Annotated in this window: 16 protein-coding genes; 3 read left to right on the top strand and 13 right to left on the bottom strand. The window is 66.6% G+C overall.

The genetic code is table 11. From position 1 onward, the window contains the following. Positions 1 to 12 precede the first annotated feature (12 nt). Positions 13 to 1,581 carry an alpha-amylase family glycosyl hydrolase gene (locus FA89_RS07575; RefSeq protein ID WP_036143878.1) on the bottom strand — a complete coding sequence of 523 codons (1,569 nt, stop codon included), beginning with the start codon at positions 1,579 to 1,581 and terminating at the stop codon, positions 13 to 15. 98 nt (positions 1,582 to 1,679) lie between these two features. On the opposite strand from FA89_RS07575, the gene FA89_RS07570 reads away from it, so the two are divergent. After that, on the top strand, positions 1,680 to 3,335 hold the full coding sequence (locus tag FA89_RS07570) for an alpha-amylase family protein (RefSeq protein WP_036139734.1): 1,656 nt from the start codon (positions 1,680 to 1,682) through the stop codon (positions 3,333 to 3,335). Between the two features lie 42 nt (positions 3,336 to 3,377). On the opposite strand, the gene FA89_RS07565 is transcribed toward FA89_RS07570, so the two are convergent. The 4 genes from FA89_RS07565 to FA89_RS07550 all read right to left on the bottom strand — a co-directional run bounded on the left by FA89_RS07565 (position 3,378) and on the right by FA89_RS07550 (position 5,807). Further along, positions 3,378 to 3,671 carry an Imm40 family immunity protein gene (locus FA89_RS07565; protein WP_185754277.1) on the bottom strand — a complete coding sequence of 98 codons (294 nt, stop codon included), beginning with the start codon at positions 3,669 to 3,671 and terminating at the stop codon, positions 3,378 to 3,380. A gap of 186 nt (positions 3,672 to 3,857) precedes the next feature. After that, positions 3,858 to 4,442 (bottom strand): hypothetical protein, encoded by a 585-nt coding sequence (locus FA89_RS07560; protein ID WP_036139730.1) that lies wholly within the window; start codon positions 4,440 to 4,442, stop codon positions 3,858 to 3,860. Positions 4,443 to 4,532: 90 nt separating this feature from the next. Then, positions 4,533 to 5,156 carry a hypothetical protein gene (locus tag FA89_RS07555; protein WP_185754276.1) on the bottom strand — a complete coding sequence of 208 codons (624 nt, stop codon included), beginning with the start codon at positions 5,154 to 5,156 and terminating at the stop codon, positions 4,533 to 4,535. Positions 5,157 to 5,171: 15 nt separating this feature from the next. Beyond that, positions 5,172 to 5,807, bottom strand: a complete 636-nt coding sequence (locus FA89_RS07550; protein WP_036139726.1) for a LysE family transporter — start codon at positions 5,805 to 5,807, stop codon at positions 5,172 to 5,174. Between the two features lie 128 nt (positions 5,808 to 5,935). Between FA89_RS07550 and FA89_RS07545 the strand changes: the two genes are divergently transcribed. Together FA89_RS07545 and FA89_RS07540 are read left to right on the top strand one after the other, a co-directional pair. After that, a complete protein-coding gene (locus tag FA89_RS07545) occupies positions 5,936 to 7,240 on the top strand; it encodes a NupC/NupG family nucleoside CNT transporter (protein WP_036139725.1) in 1,305 nt (434 codons plus the stop codon). A gap of 3 nt (positions 7,241 to 7,243) precedes the next feature. Continuing rightward, positions 7,244 to 8,092 (top strand): PfkB family carbohydrate kinase, encoded by an 849-nt coding sequence (locus FA89_RS07540; protein ID WP_036139723.1) that lies wholly within the window; start codon positions 7,244 to 7,246, stop codon positions 8,090 to 8,092. Between the two features lie 216 nt (positions 8,093 to 8,308). On the opposite strand, the gene FA89_RS07535 is transcribed toward FA89_RS07540, so the two are convergent. The 8 genes from FA89_RS07535 to FA89_RS07500 form a co-directional block, all read right to left on the bottom strand. Beyond that, a complete protein-coding gene (locus tag FA89_RS07535; RefSeq protein WP_036139720.1) occupies positions 8,309 to 10,942 on the bottom strand; it encodes a M1 family metallopeptidase in 2,634 nt (877 codons plus the stop codon). A 113-nt stretch (positions 10,943 to 11,055) separates the two neighbouring features. Next, on the bottom strand, positions 11,056 to 12,321 hold the full coding sequence (locus FA89_RS07530; protein WP_185754275.1) for a tetratricopeptide repeat protein: 1,266 nt from the start codon (positions 12,319 to 12,321) through the stop codon (positions 11,056 to 11,058). 85 nt (positions 12,322 to 12,406) lie between these two features. Beyond that, positions 12,407 to 13,417, bottom strand: coding sequence for an SDR family oxidoreductase (locus FA89_RS07525; RefSeq protein ID WP_036139716.1), 1,011 nt, complete (start codon positions 13,415 to 13,417; stop codon positions 12,407 to 12,409). A gap of 121 nt (positions 13,418 to 13,538) precedes the next feature. Further along, positions 13,539 to 15,473, bottom strand: a complete 1,935-nt coding sequence (locus FA89_RS07520) for a response regulator (protein WP_036139713.1) — start codon at positions 15,471 to 15,473, stop codon at positions 13,539 to 13,541. After that, positions 15,460 to 16,311: a sensor histidine kinase gene (locus FA89_RS07515; protein WP_036139711.1), complete on the bottom strand. Its 852-nt coding sequence runs from the start codon at positions 16,309 to 16,311 to the stop codon at positions 15,460 to 15,462. Before FA89_RS07515 ends, FA89_RS07520 begins: the two co-directional genes overlap by 14 nt. After that, positions 16,308 to 17,321: an ATP-binding protein gene (locus FA89_RS07510; RefSeq protein WP_036139709.1), complete on the bottom strand. Its 1,014-nt coding sequence runs from the start codon at positions 17,319 to 17,321 to the stop codon at positions 16,308 to 16,310. Before FA89_RS07510 ends, FA89_RS07515 begins: the two co-directional genes overlap by 4 nt. Further along, entirely contained in the window at positions 17,312 to 17,716 is a 405-nt protein-coding gene (locus tag FA89_RS07505; RefSeq protein WP_036139707.1) for an anti-sigma regulatory factor, read from the bottom strand. The genes FA89_RS07510 and FA89_RS07505 overlap by 10 nt, the downstream gene beginning before the upstream one ends. Next, a complete protein-coding gene (locus tag FA89_RS07500) occupies positions 17,713 to 18,075 on the bottom strand; it encodes an STAS domain-containing protein (RefSeq protein WP_036139705.1) in 363 nt (120 codons plus the stop codon). Before FA89_RS07500 ends, FA89_RS07505 begins: the two co-directional genes overlap by 4 nt. Positions 18,076 to 18,077: the final 2 nt, after the last annotated feature.

The following is an 18,077-nucleotide window of genomic DNA, read 5'->3' as shown; positions in this document are numbered from 1 at the left end:
CCCGGACGTCGCTCACCCCAGGTAGATACGCCCCTCGGACGCCTGCAGCACACCACGCCGGTTATCCCCGCGCGTGGAAAGCACGCACGGCCCCACCGGCTCGTCGATCGGCAACTGCGCAGGCGCGTCGGTGACATTGAGCACGACCACGAGACGTTCATCGCCCGCGACGCGCTCATAAGCCAGCACCGCGTCGCTGACGCCCAAGATGCGTACGTTGCCTGCGCTCAGCGCCCGCGATGCCCGGCGCATCCACAGCAACGATCGATACAACGACCAGATCGACGCAGGATCGGCGGACTCCGTTGCCACGTTACGCGTCGCCACGTCGTCGCCCAGGCGCAGCCACGGCACCCCGTTGGTGAAACCGGCACCCGGCCCGGGGGTCCAGCGCATCGGCGTACGCTGCGGATCGCGGCCCAGGCCCTTGTCCGGCTCGTTGAGTTCGAACGGATCGCGCACTTCCGCATGCGGGATGGCTACATCATGCATGCCGATCTCGTCCCCGTAATACAACGTCGGCGTACCCCGCAGGGTAAGCAGCAGCATCGCCGCGATACGTGCCTGCGCATCGCCCACGCGCGAGGCGATGCGCGGCTTGTCGTGGTTGCCCAGCACCCAGTTCGGCCAGCCACCCGGCGGCAGGGCCGCTTCATAGCGTTCGACCAGCGAAGCGATGTCGCGCGCGTGCCAGGGCGCACCGATCAGCAGGAAGTTGAACGGCAGGTTGGCGCCCTGCAGGCGGTCGCCGTAATAGGCGACGATGCGCTCCAGCGGCAGGTACAGTTCGCCGATCAATACGCGGTCCGGGAATTCATCCACCACCGCCCGCATCGCCGCCACCACATCCATCGTCTCCGGCAGGTCCGCGATATGGGTCGGCAGGAAGCGGTTGGCCTCCGAATCGATGCCGTCGCGGTATGCCGGATTGAGTGGATTGTCGCGAAACTGCGCGTCCTTCATCACGTGGTAGAGCACGTCCACACGAAAGCCGTCCACGCCGCGGCGAAGCCAGAAACGCATCGACTCGAACATGGCTTCGCGAAGCGCGGGGTGCCGCCAGTTGAGGTCGGGCTGCTTGTCCAGGAACAGGTGCAGGTAGTACTGGACGGTGCCCGCGTCGAACGTCCAGGCGCTGCCGCCGAAGTTGGACAACCAGTTATTGGGCGGGCCACCGCCCGGGGCGGGATCGTGCCAGATGTACCAGTCGCGGAACACGCTGTCGCGCGCGCGGCGGCTCTCGCGGAACCACGGGTGCTCGTCGGAGCTGTGATTGGGCACGAAATCCAGGATGACCTTCAGCCCCAGCGCATGCGCATCGGCGATCACGGCGTCCATTCGCTCGATGTCACCAAACAGGGGATCGACGCCGCGGTAGTCGCTGACGTCATAGCCGAAGTCGGCCATCGGCGACGGATAGATCGGCGATATCCAGATCGCATCCACGCCGAGGTCGGCCAGGTAGGGCAGCTTGCCGCGCAACCCTTCGAGATCGCCGATCCCATCGCCGTTCGCATCGGCGAAGGAGCGGGGGTACACCTGGTAGATGACGCCATCGCGCCACCAGCTACGTGCTGTCATCGTCATGCAAGCGAGGGTGACGCGGCGGATGTGTAGGTAACGCCTTCACGCCCGGCCCCGTACGCTCCCGCCACCCCCAGTCTGCCGCGAGCGCCGTCATGATCAACGACCTCTGGTACAAGAACGCCGTGATCTACTGCCTGTCCGTCGGCAGCTTCCAGGACTCCAACGGCGACGGCATCGGCGATTTCCAGGGCCTGTCGCGGCGGCTGGATTACCTGCAGGGCCTGGGCGTCACCGCCGTCTGGCTGATGCCCTTCCAGACCTCACCCCTGCGCGACGGCGGCTACGACATCGCCGACTATTACAACGTGGACCCACGCTACGGCACGCTGGGCGACTTCGTCGAGTTCACCCACGCCGCCCACCAGCGCGGCATGCGCGTGCTAATCGACCTGGTGGTCAACCACACCTCCGACAAGCACCCCTGGTTCCGCGAAGCGTGCCGCGACCCCTCCTCGAAGTACCGCGACTGGTACGTGTGGTCGAAAACGCGCCCGGCCAACGCCGATGAGGGCATGGTATTTCCCGGCGTGCAAAAGAGCACGTGGACGCACAACGCGCAGGCCAAGGCGTGGTATTTCCACCGCTTCTACGACTTCCAGCCCGACCTGGACACCGCCAATCCCTATGTGCAGGCCGAGATCCTGAAGATCATGGGCTTCTGGACGCAGCTGGGCGTGTCCGGCTTCCGCATGGACGCCGTGCCCTTCGTCATCGCGACCAAGGGCGCGGACGTGAAGAAGCCGAAGGAGCAGTTCGACATGCTGCGCTCCTTCCGCGAACTGCTGCAGTGGCGCAAGGGCGACGCGATCATCCTGGGGGAAGCCAACATCCTGCCCAAGGACGATATGCAGTACTTCGGCGACGACGGCGATCGCCTGCAGATGATGTTCAATTTCCAGGTCAACCAGAACCTGTTCTATGCGCTGGCCGCCGCGGACGTGCGCCCGCTGGTCAAGGCGTTGGAGAAGACCAAGCCGCGTCCGGCCACCGGGCAGTGGGCACTGTTCCTGCGCAACCACGACGAGCTCGACCTGGGCCGCCTGACCAAGGCGCAGCAGGCGAAGGTGTTTGCCGAGTTCGGACCGGACAAGGACATGCAGCTGTACGACCGCGGCATCCGCCGGCGCCTGGCGCCGATGCTGCGTAACGACCGCCGCCGCCTGGAGTTGGCCTATTCGCTGATGCTCACCCTGCCCGGCACGCCGGTGATCCGCTACGGCGACGAGATCGGCATGGGCGACGACCTGTCGCTACCCGAGCGCGAATGCGCGCGCACGCCCATGCAGTGGTCGACCGAACGGCTGGGCGGCTTTACCGACGCGAAGCGCTCCGTCGGCAAGGTGATCGCGGAAGGCCCGTTTGGCTACCCCCATGTCAACGTGGCCGAACAGCGGCGGGACCCGGATTCGCTGCTGAACTGGATGGAGCGCGTCATCCGCATGCGCAAGGAAATCCTGGAGGTGTCCTGGGGCGATTTCGAGGCGATACCGCTGGACGACGATGCGATCCTGATGATCCGCTACACCTGGCGCGGCAACGCCGTCGTGTTCCTGCACAACCTGTCCGACGCACCCTGCGAGGCCGTGTTCTCCCGGGACGGGCAACTGACCAACGTACTCTCCGACGACCACAGCGAACCCGATGCGCGCGGCATGCATCGCATCCTGCTGGAACCGTACGGGTACCGCTGGTTCCGCGAGGGTGGGCTTGGCTACATCCTCAAGCGGAAGGAAGTGGATGGGGTTTGAGGCGGAAAGCGGGCTTGCCCACTTGCCAGACATGACGACGGATCAGAACACCTGGGCGACTACCATGGAAAAGAGCGCGGTCTTGTTCGCAGGCACCTGATATCCGCGGATGTAATCGCGAGTCTCCAGGATGGAACGAATGACGTACTCAGCAGCAGTCTCGCCCGGATTCGGCTTGGTGTCCCAGTAGGCACGCGGCATCTCAAAGCCCTGCGCTGTTGCGTAGAAAACGTCTCCGCCGAGAATCGCCACCCCGGTACCCTCTAACGTCTCAGCGGCATCCACCGCATCGTCGGCCAGCAGCGCCACATCGGCTACTCCCAACGACTCCATCATGGGAACGCCGCATTCTTGGAGCACTTGCACGTAGGACGCAGGAAGACTCAAAAGACTACTCCTCGATTGTGGACATGCGCTTGGACTAATTTTCTGGTCGCCATCCAAGAGGCACGCTGGGTCACGCGAGCATCGACCACCCAACATTAGAAGCGAGCCGGCGAAATCATCCGCACATCTTGTCGTTCAGTGCGATAACGGCCGCTCGTGGGGGCCGAGCACCTTCCAGGAGTTGATTTCGATCGAGAGTTCGGGGTCATGACGTAGCTCGGCGATGACGTCCGCGATGCCCCGGTTTGTTCCGCGCCTGCGCCGGATGGGAGCCAGGAGCAGTACCCTATTCGGTAAAGCGTGATCGCGTAAAAGCTCGATAAGCTCGGGTATTCGCCGTGGCGGGCAGCTTGCGGCAACAGCCGCAGCCAATGCCATGCTGACATCACCCGGACCCTCGTGTTTTTGACCGGCAGAAGCTTTGTACATGGACACAATGTCGTCCCAGTGTGGCTGCGCTTCTTTCCTTGCAAGCAACCTGGCGAGTGATTCGAGCGTGCCAGCCGAATAATGTCTTTTGAGGTGATTCAAGATTATCGGGAGAGCATGTCGAAACGTGCTCGCGGACACATGGGTAAGGCGATTTACTATATCGACACGGATACCGACGCTTGCCAGTTCTTCCAGAAGTTCTCTCTGCTCGATCTTGAACGCAGCGATCCTCGCTTCAATTCGGGCTTCGAGCTCAGCCTTATATTTTCGTCCTTCCGCGGTCAGCATGAACCATTTCCTCTCACTATGAGTGAGTCAGCACGCGATCGAGCATGAATCCTTACAGGAGGTCCGCTGCGAGCTTATGCAAAACAGGAACTAGCCTTGCAAGAACTTTATCTCGTGCAGTTGTTTCGATGAAATCACGGGCGTAGACCGCGCGCGTTCGCGAAGACACTTGATCAGCGCATGAAAATCGGCAAGTCGATCCGCTTCCAGAACATCGGCTTCCTGGGAGGACAATTCACGATCAACCCAAGGATGATGGGAAATCATCCTATCCATCTCCGCCGTAAGCTTGTAAAACCCGGCAACCTCCAGGTGACTGAAAAGCACCTGTCCGGCCGCCCGGTCCGCCATGTTGTAAGCAGCCTCCCGTATCTCCACCAGCCGCCTGATCTCTCGCGTCTTCGAAAACTCCACAAGTAGCTCGAACGATTCCAGAAAAGATTCCGCATACGGCGACTCGGTGATCGGTGGCACGTCAGGCGATGGATAAAGCCGCTCGATCACTTCCCGCACCGGAAGCCCACTGCCTTCGATGACGAAGTGCCAGACGCTATCGAGAATAGTATTGACGGGTGTATGGCCGTTCGGGGGTGCCCACAGACCATACCCAACACTCATCCGATCCAATGCGGCCGCAGCCACTGCTGCGGCGCGACCGGGGCCGAGACGCTCAAGAGCTGATTGATCGAGCCGTCTATCGAACCGGTTATTCATAGGGGAGGCGTCAGGTCAGCGCCGCGCAAACACCAGGTGCAACCCGAACAAGGTAAACACCGCCCCAGCGCCGCCGTCGATCCAGCGGCCGGCGCGCACGTAGGCCCGGCGCATCGCCGGCAGGGCGAAGATGCCCGCGACCAGCCCGAACCACAGCACGGTTTCCGCGGTGACCATGGCCCATAGGCCCCAGCGGGTGGCGCCATCCGTGCCCTCGCCCACGAAGGCCGAGAAGATCGAGGCGAAATACACCGCGGCCTTGGGGTTGGCCAGGTTGGTCGCGAGCCCCCGCGCCAGGGCGCGACCCGGGCTGGAACCGCGCACGTCCACCACGGGCGCCGCGGCTTCCGCCTCGGCCTTCGGCGGGGCCCGCCATGCGGCGCGCAGCATGCGCAGGCCCATCCAGCAGAGGTAGGCGCCGCCGAGGATGGCGATGCCCCGCTCCAGCCAGGCCAGGCGGTGCAGCAGCAGTTGCAGGCCCAGCAAGGCCAGCGCGGCCCACACCGCCACACCGAGGGCGATACCGACCACGCCGGCCAGGGCCTCGCGGCGCGAGCGGCTGGCGGCCAGCTGGGAGACGAAGAAGAAGTCGGGGCCCGGCGTGACGAGCGCGACGATCTGAACGAGGGCGAGGGTCAGGAACAGGTTCATGGGGCCAAGATTACCCGTCTTCACCCGAATTTCGCAGTGCGCCTTGCCCCACGAGACCACCTCCCGTAACCTCGCGTTTTTAAAAGCGGTCACGGGGCTACCCCCGGCCTTCATAGGGGTAAGTCGCAATGCTGGGTCTGCTTGGCCACGTTTTGTTTGGCCTGTTCGGGTTGGCGGTGCTGATCGGCATCGCGTTCTGCTTCTCCAACAACAAGCGTGTGGTCGACTGGAAACTGGTCGCCACGGGCGTCGCCCTGCAGATCGCCTTCGCGGCCGTGGTGCTCAAGGTGCCGCTGGGCCGCGACGTGTTCGATGCCATCGCCACCGGCTTCGTCCGCCTGCTGGACTATGTGGACGTGGGCTCGCGCTTCATTTTCGGCAGCCTGCTGGACAGCTCGAAGTTCGGCGTGATCTTCGCCGTCAAGGTGCTGCCCACCATCGTCTTCTTCGCCGCCCTCACCGGCGTGCTGTACCACCTCGGCGTCATGCAGCAGATCGTCAAGGCCATGGCCTGGGTAATTACCAAGGTGATGCGCGTGTCCGGTGCGGAGACCACCAGCGTGTGCGCCAGCGTGTTCATCGGCCAGACCGAGGCACCGCTGACCATCAAGCCGTATATCGAGCGGATGACCCAGGCCGAGCTGATGACCGTGATGATCGGCGGCATGGCGCATATCGCCGGCTCGGTCATGGCCGCCTATGTCGCCATGCTCGGCGGTGACGACCCGGCGCAGCGCATGTTCTATGCGAAGCACCTGCTCACCGCCAGCGTCATGGCCGCGCCCGCCACCATGGTGCTGGCCAAGATCCTGGTGCCCGAGACGCAGGAGCCGCTTACCCGCGGCACCGTCAAGATCGACGTGGAGCGGACCACCGCGAACGTCATCGACGCGGCGGCCACCGGTGCCGGCGACGGCCTGAAGCTGGCCATGAATGTCGGCGCCATGCTGCTGGCCTTCATCGCGCTGATCGCCTTGGTCAACGGCCCCGTGCAGTGGCTGGGCACCGTCGGCGGCGACCACAGCATCAACGCCTGGCTGCTGGCCACCACCGGCCACGAGGTCAAGCTCAGCCTGGAGACCATCTTCGGCTGGGTGCTCTCGCCCATCGCCTGGCTGATCGGCGTGCCCTGGCAGGATGCCACCCTGGTCGGCAGCTTCATCGGCCAGAAGGTGGTCATCAACGAATTCGTGGCCTACGCCTCGCTCGCCCAGCACCTGCCCGAGCTGCTGCCGGAAAGCCGCCTGATCGCCACGTATGCGCTGTGCGGTTTCGCCAACTTCTCGTCCATCGCCATCCAGATCGGCGGCATCGGCGGCCTGGCACCCAACCGTCGCGGCGATCTCGCCCGCCTCGGCCTGCGTGCCGTGCTGGGCGGCTCCATCGCCACGTTCATGACGGCGACCATCGCCGGCGTGCTCGAGCGATTCTGAGGCGTGTCCGGCGTACGCCTGCTCGTTGTCGGTGGCTATAGCGAGGAAGAACGCTGGCAGACGCCGGCCCTTCCCCGCAATGGCGAACCGGCCTACGCCGACCGCTTCGAACGCCGCCCCGGCGGCAAGGCGTTCCACCAGGCCGTCGCCGCCGCGCAGGCGGGTGTCGCCACCGGCCTGATCGCCGCCATCGGCGACGACGTGATCGATCCCTCGGGCGTCCCGCCCCTGGTCGATGCCCGCTGGCAATCCACCACCGGCGTGCGCACCGGCCGCACCGCACTCATCGTCGATGCCAAGGGCCAGACCCTCTCGGCGTTGTCCTCGGGCGCCAACGACCAGCTGTCGATCGCCTTCGTCTCCGCGCAGGCGGACCTGTTCGCCAGCGCGAAGGTCCTGCTGGCGTCGACGGAAGCCAATATCGACACCATCGCCGCCACGCTCGACCTGGCCGGCACGCACCGCCTCATCCGCATCCTCGATCCCGGTCCGCTACCGCCCGGTCTTTCCGTGCGCGAGTTCGCCAGCACCGACGTGCTGCTGCTCAGCCTGCACGAGTTCGCCCGCTGCTGCGGCCGCTTCCTCAACATCGACATCACCGCCAGCGCCGTCACTGGCATGGACGACACCACGATCAACGCCCTCGCCCGCCGCCTGTGCGCCGGCACGGTGGTGGTGTCACTGGACAAGAGCTGCCTGGTCTCCCACGGCAGCGACCGCTACGGCGACCAGGCCGACCTCTACCGCGTGCCCACCTGCGGCACCGGCGATGCGTTCAAGGGCACGCTGGCCGCACGGCTTGTCGATGCGCCGTGTTTCCGTGATGCGCTGATGGCGGCGTGTTCGGCTTAGAGCAAGCGCGTCACGTCGCGGCAGGTGGGTAGGAGCGCACGCACGTGCGCGACATGTGTTGAGGCCGAACGTCCGGCGTTACGCGCCAGCCCGATGGTTTTTGGCGAAAAGATTTCGCGCACGTGCGTGCGCTCCTACATTACCTTTGCGAACTTCGACGCGCACAAAAAAACCCGCCGGCCGCAAGGCCAGCGGGTTTTCAATTCACGGCAACGATCAGCCGTTCTTCTTCAGCCACGCATCCACGGCAGGCAGGCGCTGCTCGCGCACCATCGCGCGGTAGCGGATGCCGGCGATGGCGGTTTCCGCATCGCGACGCGACGTGGCGACGATGTACTTCTCGGCGAAGGTGTTGACCTTGTCGATCGTGGCCACCTCGCTCGAACGACCGGCCAGCATCGGGTAGTAGCGCGACGCCGACGTGGAATCGACCAGCTTGTCCACCTGGTCCTTGTGGGCCACGGCGAAGTCGAACGCCATCTCCGGGTGGTGACGGGCCACGGTGGAGATCAGCTGCGCGCTGTTGGTCGCGCCGGCTTCGCCGGTGAGCGCCAGGTCCAGCGCACGCTGGGCCAGGGCCTTGTCCTCGCTGGCGGCCAGCATGCCATACAGGCGATCCTTCACCAGCGGGGTCTTCTCCGCCTTCGCCGCCGCATGCATCTTGTCCCACGTCGCGCTGTCCGCGTGCTCGGCCACCACGCCCAGGATCACCGTGCGCAGCTCCGGCGACATCTGGTTGCTCTCGTAGCGACGACGCGCTTCGGCGATGACCTTCGCGTCGCCCAGGTGACCCAGCGTGCCGATCAGCGAGGAACGCAGGATCGCCACCGGCGCTTCCTCGCCCGGCTTCGCATCCCAGCCGATCTGGGCGAACTTGGGCGACAGGCGCGACAGCGCGTACTTGCGCAGCACGGCCTGGCGCTTCGCGTCACCGTCGTAGTAGCTGTCCAGCGAATAGAAGTCGCCGTTGATCTGGTCCCACAGGGCCGGCGACGCATCCAGCGGCGTCACCTTGATGAAGTCCAGCACGTCGGACGCCGGTTCCAGGCCACCCATGCCCAGCGCCCATACGTCGGCGGCGACGCCGAGCTGGTCGATCGGGTCGAGCTTCGCGTAGGCACCGGTCAGCGCCTTGATCTGCGCCGGCTGGTACAGCGTGCGGAAGTAACCGGTCTGGCCGGCGTTGAGCAGCACCGGCGCGCAGCCGGGCACGGTCATCGTGGCCGAGCCGTTCTCGATCAGCGCTGTGGCGGTGGCGCCGCCGACCGTCTTCGCGATCACCGGCACGTGCCAGGCCAGGGCCTTCTTGTCCGGGCGATCGCGGGTGAACTCGCCCTGCGACAGCTTCAGCGTGGTGGACCCGCCGGCGCACGAGGCCGATTCCACGCGCACCAGCGGGATACCCGGCTGCAACGTGAAGTCGTGGGCGATGGTGCTGACCGGCTTGCCGGCGGCGGCGTCGATCTCCTTCCACAGGTCGTCGGATACGGTGTTGCCGTACGCATGCGCCTTGATATAAGCCTGCACGCCCTTCTGCCAGGCATCCGGACCGACATAGGCCTCGAGCATGCGGATGACCGACTCACCCTTGGCGTAGGTAATGGCGTCGAACGCCTGGCTGGCCTGCTCCACCGTGGCCACGTGCTGCACCACCGGGTGGGTGGTGGCCACGGCATCACGCCCCATCGCGCCTTCGCGGATCGCGACGGCCTCGAGGTTGGTGTGCCATTCCGGATGCAGGCGCTCGGTGGTGCGCGAGGCCAGCCACGAGGCAAAGCCCTCGTTGAGCCAGAGGTCGTCCCACCAGCGCATGGTCACCAGGTCGCCGAACCACTGGTGCGCCATTTCGTGCGCGGCGGTGTTGAACACCTCCTGCTTGTCCGACTGCGTGGAGATGGACGGATCGAGCAGCAGCGCGTATTCGAAGGTGTAGATCGCGCCCCAGTTTTCCATCGCCGAGAAGAACTGGCTCTGGCCCGGTGAGGCGATGTTGTCCAGCTTGGGCAGCGGGTACGGCACGCCGAAGTACGCGTTGTATTCCTGCAGCACGGCCTTGCCGGACTCCAGGGTGAATTGCGCCTGCGAGGTCAGGCCCTTCTGCGTGATGACGCCGATTTCCACGCCGTCGCTCTGCGTGGTGGCGCGATCGAATTCGCCCAGGCCGAAGAACAGCAGGTAGGTGGACATCTTCGGCGTCTGCTCGAAGGTCACCGTCTTGGTGCCGTTGCCCAGGTCCTTGCTGTTCGCCGCGGGCATGTTGTTCACGGCCATGTCGGCCGAGGGCACGGTGGCGGACAGCGTGAAGGTGGCCTTGTACGCCGGCTCGTCCCACGAGGGAATGAAGCGACGGGCGTCGGAATTCTCGAACTGCGTATACAGCGCGCGCTTCTTGCCGTCGGCCTTGGTGTCGTAGTCGATCGCGAACAGGCCGTTGGCCTGCGTGCCGATCTTGCCGATGTAATCCATCGACAACGTGTAGCTGCCGGCCGGTACGGCATGGTCGAAGGTAAAGGTGGCGGTCTGCGTGTCCGCGTCCACGGCAACCTTCGGCGCGGCGAAGCTCGCCTTGCCCTTCGCGGGCCGCAGCGTCACGTGGGCGAAGGTCATGTCCACGGCATTGAGCGTGATGGACGCGGTGGGCTCCAGGACGTCGATGGCGATCGCCACCTTGCCGTCGAAGGTCAGTTTATCGGCATGCGGCACTACCGCGACGTCGTAGTGCGTCGGGCGCACGCTACGCGGCAACTGGGTGGTGGCGAGCTGGCTGGCTTCGGTGACCGGGGTGGCCACGGCCACGGCGGAAAGACCGGCGAGCGCGAACGCGATCGCGCTGACGAGAGGAGTACGCATTGCTGGAGGGCCCTTGGTTCGTCGCGCCGCCGGGAACGTCCGGCGGGTCGATTCGCCGATGGTGGCCTCCGGCGCCGGCGGTGAGAAGCGCCGGAAGTCATGGACGCAGGAATTTACGGCGACCAGAAGCGCCACCACGCGCGTCGTTCCAGGCGGCGCAGGGCTTTCAGATGACCGCGGGCAGCGGCCTTGCGGTACCACGCCCGCGCAATGGCCAGGCTGGGCGGCACGCCGTCACCGTTCTCGTGGAGCAAGCCCAGTTCGAACTGGGCGTCGGCATGCCCGGCGCCCGCCGCCAGGCGATACCAGCGCAGCATCGCGTCCACATCGCGCGGCACGCCGCGGCCGCCGTCGATCATCCGCGCCAGCGCGTATTGCGCGCCTGTATGGCCGCGCTCGGCGGCCAGCCCCAGCCAGCGTACCGCTTCCGGCTCGTTGCGCGCCACGCCGTCACCGACGGCCAGCCGCTGGCCGAGCGCGAACTGCGCGGCGGCGTCCTGCTGCGTGCCGAGCGCCGCCGGCGCGGGTGCGCCGGCGTCTTGCGCGGCCTCCCGTTGCCGGTCGGCCGCATCCATTTCATCGAGCAGGCGCGCCGCTTCGCTGTCGCCCTGGTCCGCGGCGCGGCCCAGCCACTGCCGCGCCTGCGCACGGTCGCTGTCGAGATGACTGGTTTCCAGGTAGATCCGGCCCAGCGCGAACTGGGCGCTGGCGTTGCCGAGTTCGGCCGCGCGGCGGTAGTAGCGTGTGCCCATTACCGGGTCGCGCGCCACCCCGATGCCGTCGCACAGCATGTGCGCGACGCTGCACAGGGCATCCGCATAGCCCCGGGCATCGCTCTGGCCGCAATCCACCGCCTTGCTGTAATAAGCGAAGGCGAGTTCCGCATCCCGCTGCACGCCGCGCCCGAAGTAATGCGACACGCCCAGGTTCACGCAGGCCTGCACATGGCCCTGGTCAGCCGCCAGGCCCCACCAGCGCAAGGACTCCCGGCGATCCATGGGTACGCCCTGCCCGCGCGCGCACAGCGAGCCCATGGCGCATTGCGCCTCGGCGAAGCCGGCGTCCGCGGCGCGCCGGTACCAGCCCGCCGCCTCGACCGGATCGTGCGTTACACCCGCGCCATCGGCGTAATGCGACGCCAGCCGGCACTGCGCATCCAGGTGGCCCTGGTCGGCCGCGCGGCGAAACCATTGCACCGCGCGCCGGGCGTCCGGTGTGACATGCGCCGTGCCGTCCACATACGCCTGGCCGATGCGGAACTGGGCCTGCGCGTCACCCAGCTGGGCAGCCTTTTCCATGCGGCCGAACCGCTGTAGCGCATCCATCTCGGCGGCGTAGCGACGGTCGCCCAGCCGCACCCCTCCTCGTGCATCCGACATCCCGTTCCCCTGAAAAACGCCTGTCGACTTTGGGCGAATCATAGGGGATGCCGCCACGGTCGGACATCGGTTTATGGCAAGAAACTCAGGGGTTGCCGGCGCCGCCGGACGCGCCCACGATCTGCCCGGTCTCGTAGCTGGCTTCGGTGGAGGCCAGCTGCACATAGATCGGCGCGATTTCGGCAGGCTGGCCAGGGCGCCCCATCGGGGTGTCCCCGCCGAACTTCTTCAGGTTCTCGTCCGTCTGCCCGCCGCACACCTGCAACGGCGTCCAGAAGGGTCCCGGCGCCACACCGTTCACGCGGATGCCCTTCTTGATCAGCTGCTTGGCCAGCGCCTTGGTGAAGATCATGATGCCGCCCTTGGTCGTGGCGTAGTCGAGCAGGTTGGCCGAGGGGTTGTAGGCGTTGACCGAGGCGGTGTTGACGATGGCACTGCCCGGCGGCAGGTGCGGCACGGCGGCCTTGGTGATCCAGAACAGCGCGTAGAGATTGGTTTTCATCGTCCAGTCGAAGTACTCGGTCGAGATGTCCAGGATCGAATCGAAGCTGTGCTGGCGTCCCGCGTTGTTCACCAGGATGTCCAGCCCGCCCAGTCCGTCCACCGCCTTCTGCACCAGCTGGCCGCACCAGGCCTCGTCGCGGATGTCGCCCGGCAGGGCCAGCGCCTTGCGGCCGGCCTTGCGTATCAGGTCGATCACCTCCTTCGCGTCGGTTTCCTCGTCCGGCAGGTAGCTGATGGCCACGTCCGCGCCCTCGCGCGCATAGGCGATGGCCACGGCACGGCCGATGCCGGAGTCGCCGCCGGTAATCAGCGCCTTGCGACCGGCCAGCCGACCGCTGCCCTTGTAGCTGGTTTCGCCATGGTCGGGCCGCGGGTTCATCTTGCCGGCCAGGCCCGGCCATGGCTGGTTCTGCACGGCAAAGGGCGGCTTGGGAAACCCCTCGCGCGGATCGGACAAGCCACGCGTACCGCCCACGCCCGTGGCCGTGCCACCCACCGCGGCGAAGGCAGGCGTGGCCATGGCCGCGGCGGCAACGCCCAGTGAAGCGTTCTGCACGAGCCGGCGGCGGGCCGGAGAAAAGTCGTCGTTCATGGTGGGGCTCCAGACGGTGCGAAGGGGTGGCCCCAGCATCGCACCCCGCTGTCGACGTGCCGTGCGCGTCGCGCGAACGCCTCACGATGTCCCTGCCCACCCGCCCTGGGACGGCGACGACTCAGCCCAGCATCTGGCGTACGCGTTCCAGCAGCCCGTCGATCTCGAACGGCTTGGTGATCATGTCCATGCCCGGGCCGAGAAAACCCGTGCGCTGCACGGCGCTTTCCGCATAGCCGGTCATGAACAGCACCGGCAGCGTGGGCCGCCAGGCGCGGGCCACGTCGGCCAGCTCGCGGCCGTCCATGCCCGGCATGCCGATATCGGTCAGCAGCAGGTGGATATCGTCGTCGCCACGCAGCGTGCGCAACGCCTCGTCGGTATCTTCGGTCACGATGCAGTGGTAACCCGCTTCGGTGAGCACCTCCGCCGTCATCATGCGCAGGGTCTCGGTGTCCTCGACGATCAGCACTCGCTCACCGTTGCCACCGGCGATGGGCCCGCGCCGCGGTGCCGACGCGATCGCCTCGCCCTCGCCCACGGGCAGCAGCAGCGACACGTCGGTGCCCTCGCCCACCACGCTGGCGATACGTGCATGGCCGCCGGACTGGCGCGCGAAGCCGTAGATCATCGACAGGCCCAGCCCCGTGCCCTGGCCCACCGGCTTGGTGGTAAAGAAAGGCTCGAACACCTTGTCCAGGATCGCCGGGTCGATGCCCGAGCCGTTGTCGGATACGGTCAGCATCACGTACTCGCCGCTGGCCAGCTGCGGGTCCCCGTCGACGCGGGCCAGGCGCGTGGACACGCGGATGGCGCCGCCACCCGGCATCGCATCGCGCGCATTGATGACCAGGTTGATCACCGCGTTCTCGAGCTGGTTCGCATCCACGCTGGCGATCACGGGCGAGGTGGACAGGAACAGGTCGAGGCTGATGTGCTCGCCGATGGTCCGGCGCAGCATGTCTTCCAGCGAACGCACGCGCTCGTTGACGTCGGTGGCGCGCGTGTTCAGCGGCTGCTGGCGGGCGAAGGCCAGCAGGCGATGGGTGAGCGCGGCGGCACGACGCGCGGAACCCAGGGCCGCATCGGCAAAGCGCTGCACGCTTTCCGGCTTGCCCGCTTCCACCTGGCGGTTGATCAGGTCGATGCCGGTGATGATGCTGGTGAGCAGGTTGTTGAAGTCGTGCGCGATGCCGCCGGTGAGCTTGCCCAGCGCGTCCATCTTCTGCGCCTGCAGCAACTGTGACTCCGTGCGCTCGCGCTCGGCGATCTCCAGCGCCAGTTGCGTGGTGGCGGTGTCGATCTGTTCCAGCTGCGCGCGTTCGCGGCGGCGCTGCTCGGTCACGTCGTCGACGAAAACCAGGCCGGTGCCGTCGCGATGGGGCGTCAGCCGCCACTCGGTCTCGCGGGTGCCCGTGCGCGAGGCCATGCACAGCACGCCGCGCCAGCGATGCCGCTCCGCCACGTGCACGCGCATCTGCGCCAGCAGCTCGTCCTGGCCCTCTTCGAAACAGCCGTCCAGCCGCTCCGTGCCGCCGACCGGCTGGACCAGACGGCGGAAGGCCTCGTTGGCCTCCACCACGTTAAGGCCCGCATCGACGACGGCAATGGGCGCCGCGATGCTGGTGAATATCTCGCGGAAGCGGGCTTCCGATTCGCGCAGCGCCAGCTCGGTGTCGCGCACGCGCACCAGCGTGCGGATGGTCGCCACCAGCACGTCCGGATCCACCGGGTGCACCAGGTAGGCGTCCGCGCCGTTTTCCAGGCCGGTGATCATGTCGCCGGTTTCGATCGACGCCGCCGAGACGTGCACCACCGGCAGCAGCAGCGTCTCCGGTGCATCGCGCAGCTGGCGCACGATATCGAACCCGCTCATGTCCGGCAGGTTCACGTCCAGCACCAGGCAGGCGATGTCGTTGGCCGCGATCATCTGCAGGCCTTCGGTGCCGGTGCCCGCCTCGATCACCGTGTAGCCGTGCCGCTCGATCGTGCGCCGCATCGCGTAGCGCGTGGCGGCGTTGTCGTCGACGATCAGGATGCGGTTATTCCGCGGCATCGACAGCCTCCGCGGGCAACGTCAACGGCAAGGTGACATGGAACACGGAGCCCACGCCCGGCGTGCTCTCCAGGCCCACTTCACCGCCCAGCAGGTGGGCGAACTGGCGGCACAGCGACAGCCCCAGGCCACTGCCGCGCACGCGCTTCTGCAGCGGCGAATCGATCTGGGTGAAGTCCTCGAACAGGATGTGCTGCAGGTCGGCCGGGATGCCGATACCGGTGTCGCTCACGGCGAAGCGCACGAGGCCGTCGCCCTCCAGCTGCGCGGTCACGCGCACCTCACCCCGCGGCGTGAACTTCAACGCGTTGGAGATGAAGTTGCGCAGGATCTGCGCCAGCTTCTTGTCGTCGGTGTACAGCTTGGGCATGCCCTGCGGGGCTTCGAAGATCAGGTCCGCGTCGGTGTTGTCGACGATGGGACGGAACATACCGCGCAGCGCGGAGAACAGGTCCATCAGTTCGAACCATCCCGCCGAGATGCTGATCCGGCCGGCCTCGATCTTGGCCAGGTCCAGCAGGTCGTCCACCATGTCGCTCAGCTCGCGCGCGGCGCCGCTGACGAAGGCCAGTTGCTTGTGCTGCTCCACGGTCAGCGGGCCGTCCAGCTCGTCGTCCAGCAAGCGGGTCATGCTGAGGATGGAGCCAAGCGGCGTGCGGAACTCGTGGCTCATGTACGACAGGAACCGGCTCTTCAGTTCGGACGCCTCGCGCAACTGCTCGGCCTGGTTGTCCAGTTCCGCATACAGCGCCAGCACACCCTGGTTGGTTTCTTCCAGCTCGGTGCGCATGGCCTCGTTCTCGGCACGCAGGCGCTGGATCTCGTCGGCATCGGTCATGCCGTGGCCTCCAGTCGGATCGCAAAAACCGTGGCATCGTCGCGCCCGCGGCAGAAGTCGCGATGCAGCAGCGCCGTCACCAGCGCGGGATGGCGCGACACCAGCCCGGGATAATCCTTCAGCGACCAGCGCGATTGCAGCCCGTCGCTGTGCATCACCAGCAGCCGGCCGGCCACCTGCGGAAAATCGAACGCCTGCGCGCGGCGGGTCTGCACGCCGACAATGCCCGGATGCGAGGCCAGCCCGCGTGAACCCTCGGGCAGGTGCACGCTGCCGGCGATGTTGCCGATGCCGGCATAGCGCAGGCCGGCAGTGCGCGCATCGAAACGCGCCAGCGCCACGGCGCCGCCGCGTCCGCCCAGCATGGCCTGTGCCAGCGCGCCCATCAGGGTGACGGGGTCCTCCATCGGTTCGGCCAGCCATGTCCCGACGGCAACCCGTGCCGCCTCGTGTGCCGCCTCACCATGGCCCAGGCCATCGACCACGATGGCGGCGATACGCTGGTCGTCCAGCGCCAGCGCCCAGCCGTCGCCGGACACCTCCTCGCTATGCAAGGCATGGTGACTGGCGCCGAAGCGGATATCCGCCTTGCCGAAGCCCTTGGGATAGAGGCGGGCGAGCACGATCGCGCCGCGCGGGTCGGCATACATGTCCATGACATCGGACTGGCGCTTGACCGCGCCCAGGCCTTCGCCCCGCGTGCCGCCCGTGGAGAAGCCGTCGGGCAGGCAGTCCACCAGGTTGAAACCCGGGCCGCGATCCACCGCGATCACTTCCACCCCGCGCGCGCCGATGCCGTCCAGCGCGGCGATGTGCAGTTCGCCGCCCTTTGCATGCTTGAGCACGTTGGTGGCCAGTTCGGTCGCGACCAGGGCGACGCGACCCGCATCGGTGGTATCGAAGCCGGCCTCGGCCGCCACCTGCTGCGCCACGCGCCGCGCATGTCCGATCTGGCTGGTTTCCTCGATGGGCACGACGCGCGTCAGGCTGCCGCTGAGGGTTACGTCCATTTGCAGATCATGACGCGCGTGCCGGCACCCGGGGCGCTGTCCACGGAAAATTCGTCGACCAGTCGCTTGGCGCCGGTGAGGCCCAGGCCCAGGCCACCGCCCGAGGTCCAGCCGTCGGTCATGGCCAGCTTCATGTCGGGGATGCCGGGACCCTCGTCGCGGAACAGCAGGCGCAGGCCCTTGCGTCCGTCTTCCTGCAGGATTTCCCAGTCCATGTCGCCGCCACCGCCATAGATGACGGTGTTGCGTGCCAGTTCGCTGGCCGCGGTGATCAGCTTGGTCTGATCGACCAGGCGCAGGCCGCATTCCACCGCCAGTTTGCGCGTGGTCTGGCGCGCGAGCACCACATCCTGCTCGATGCCGACCGGTTGCGATCCGCTGCGAACGACCGTCATTGACGTTGCACGCGTTCGCGCAGCAGCTTCATGCCCCGCTCCACGTCCAGCGCGGTGATCACGCCGGGCAGCGTGAGGCCCAGTTCCACGAGGGTGATGGCGACGGCCGGCTGCATGCCGACCAGCACGGTTTCCGCGTCCATGATCTTGGACAGGCCGGAGATGGTGCCGATCATGCGGCCGATGAAGGAATCCACGATGTCCAGCGCGGAGATGTCGATCAGCACGCCGCGGGCGGACGTGGCGCTGATGCGCTCGGCCAGATCGTCCTGCAGCGTGAGGGCCAACTGGTCGTGCATGTCGACCTGGATGGTGACCAAGAGGAACTCGCCCATGCGCAGGATAGGGATGCGGTCCATGG

The sequence above is a fragment of the Luteibacter sp. 9135 genome (assembly GCF_000745005.1).
In the GTDB taxonomy this organism is placed as follows: Bacteria; Pseudomonadota; Gammaproteobacteria; order Xanthomonadales; family Rhodanobacteraceae; genus Luteibacter.
This window is presented reverse-complemented; position numbering and strand designations above follow the sequence as displayed.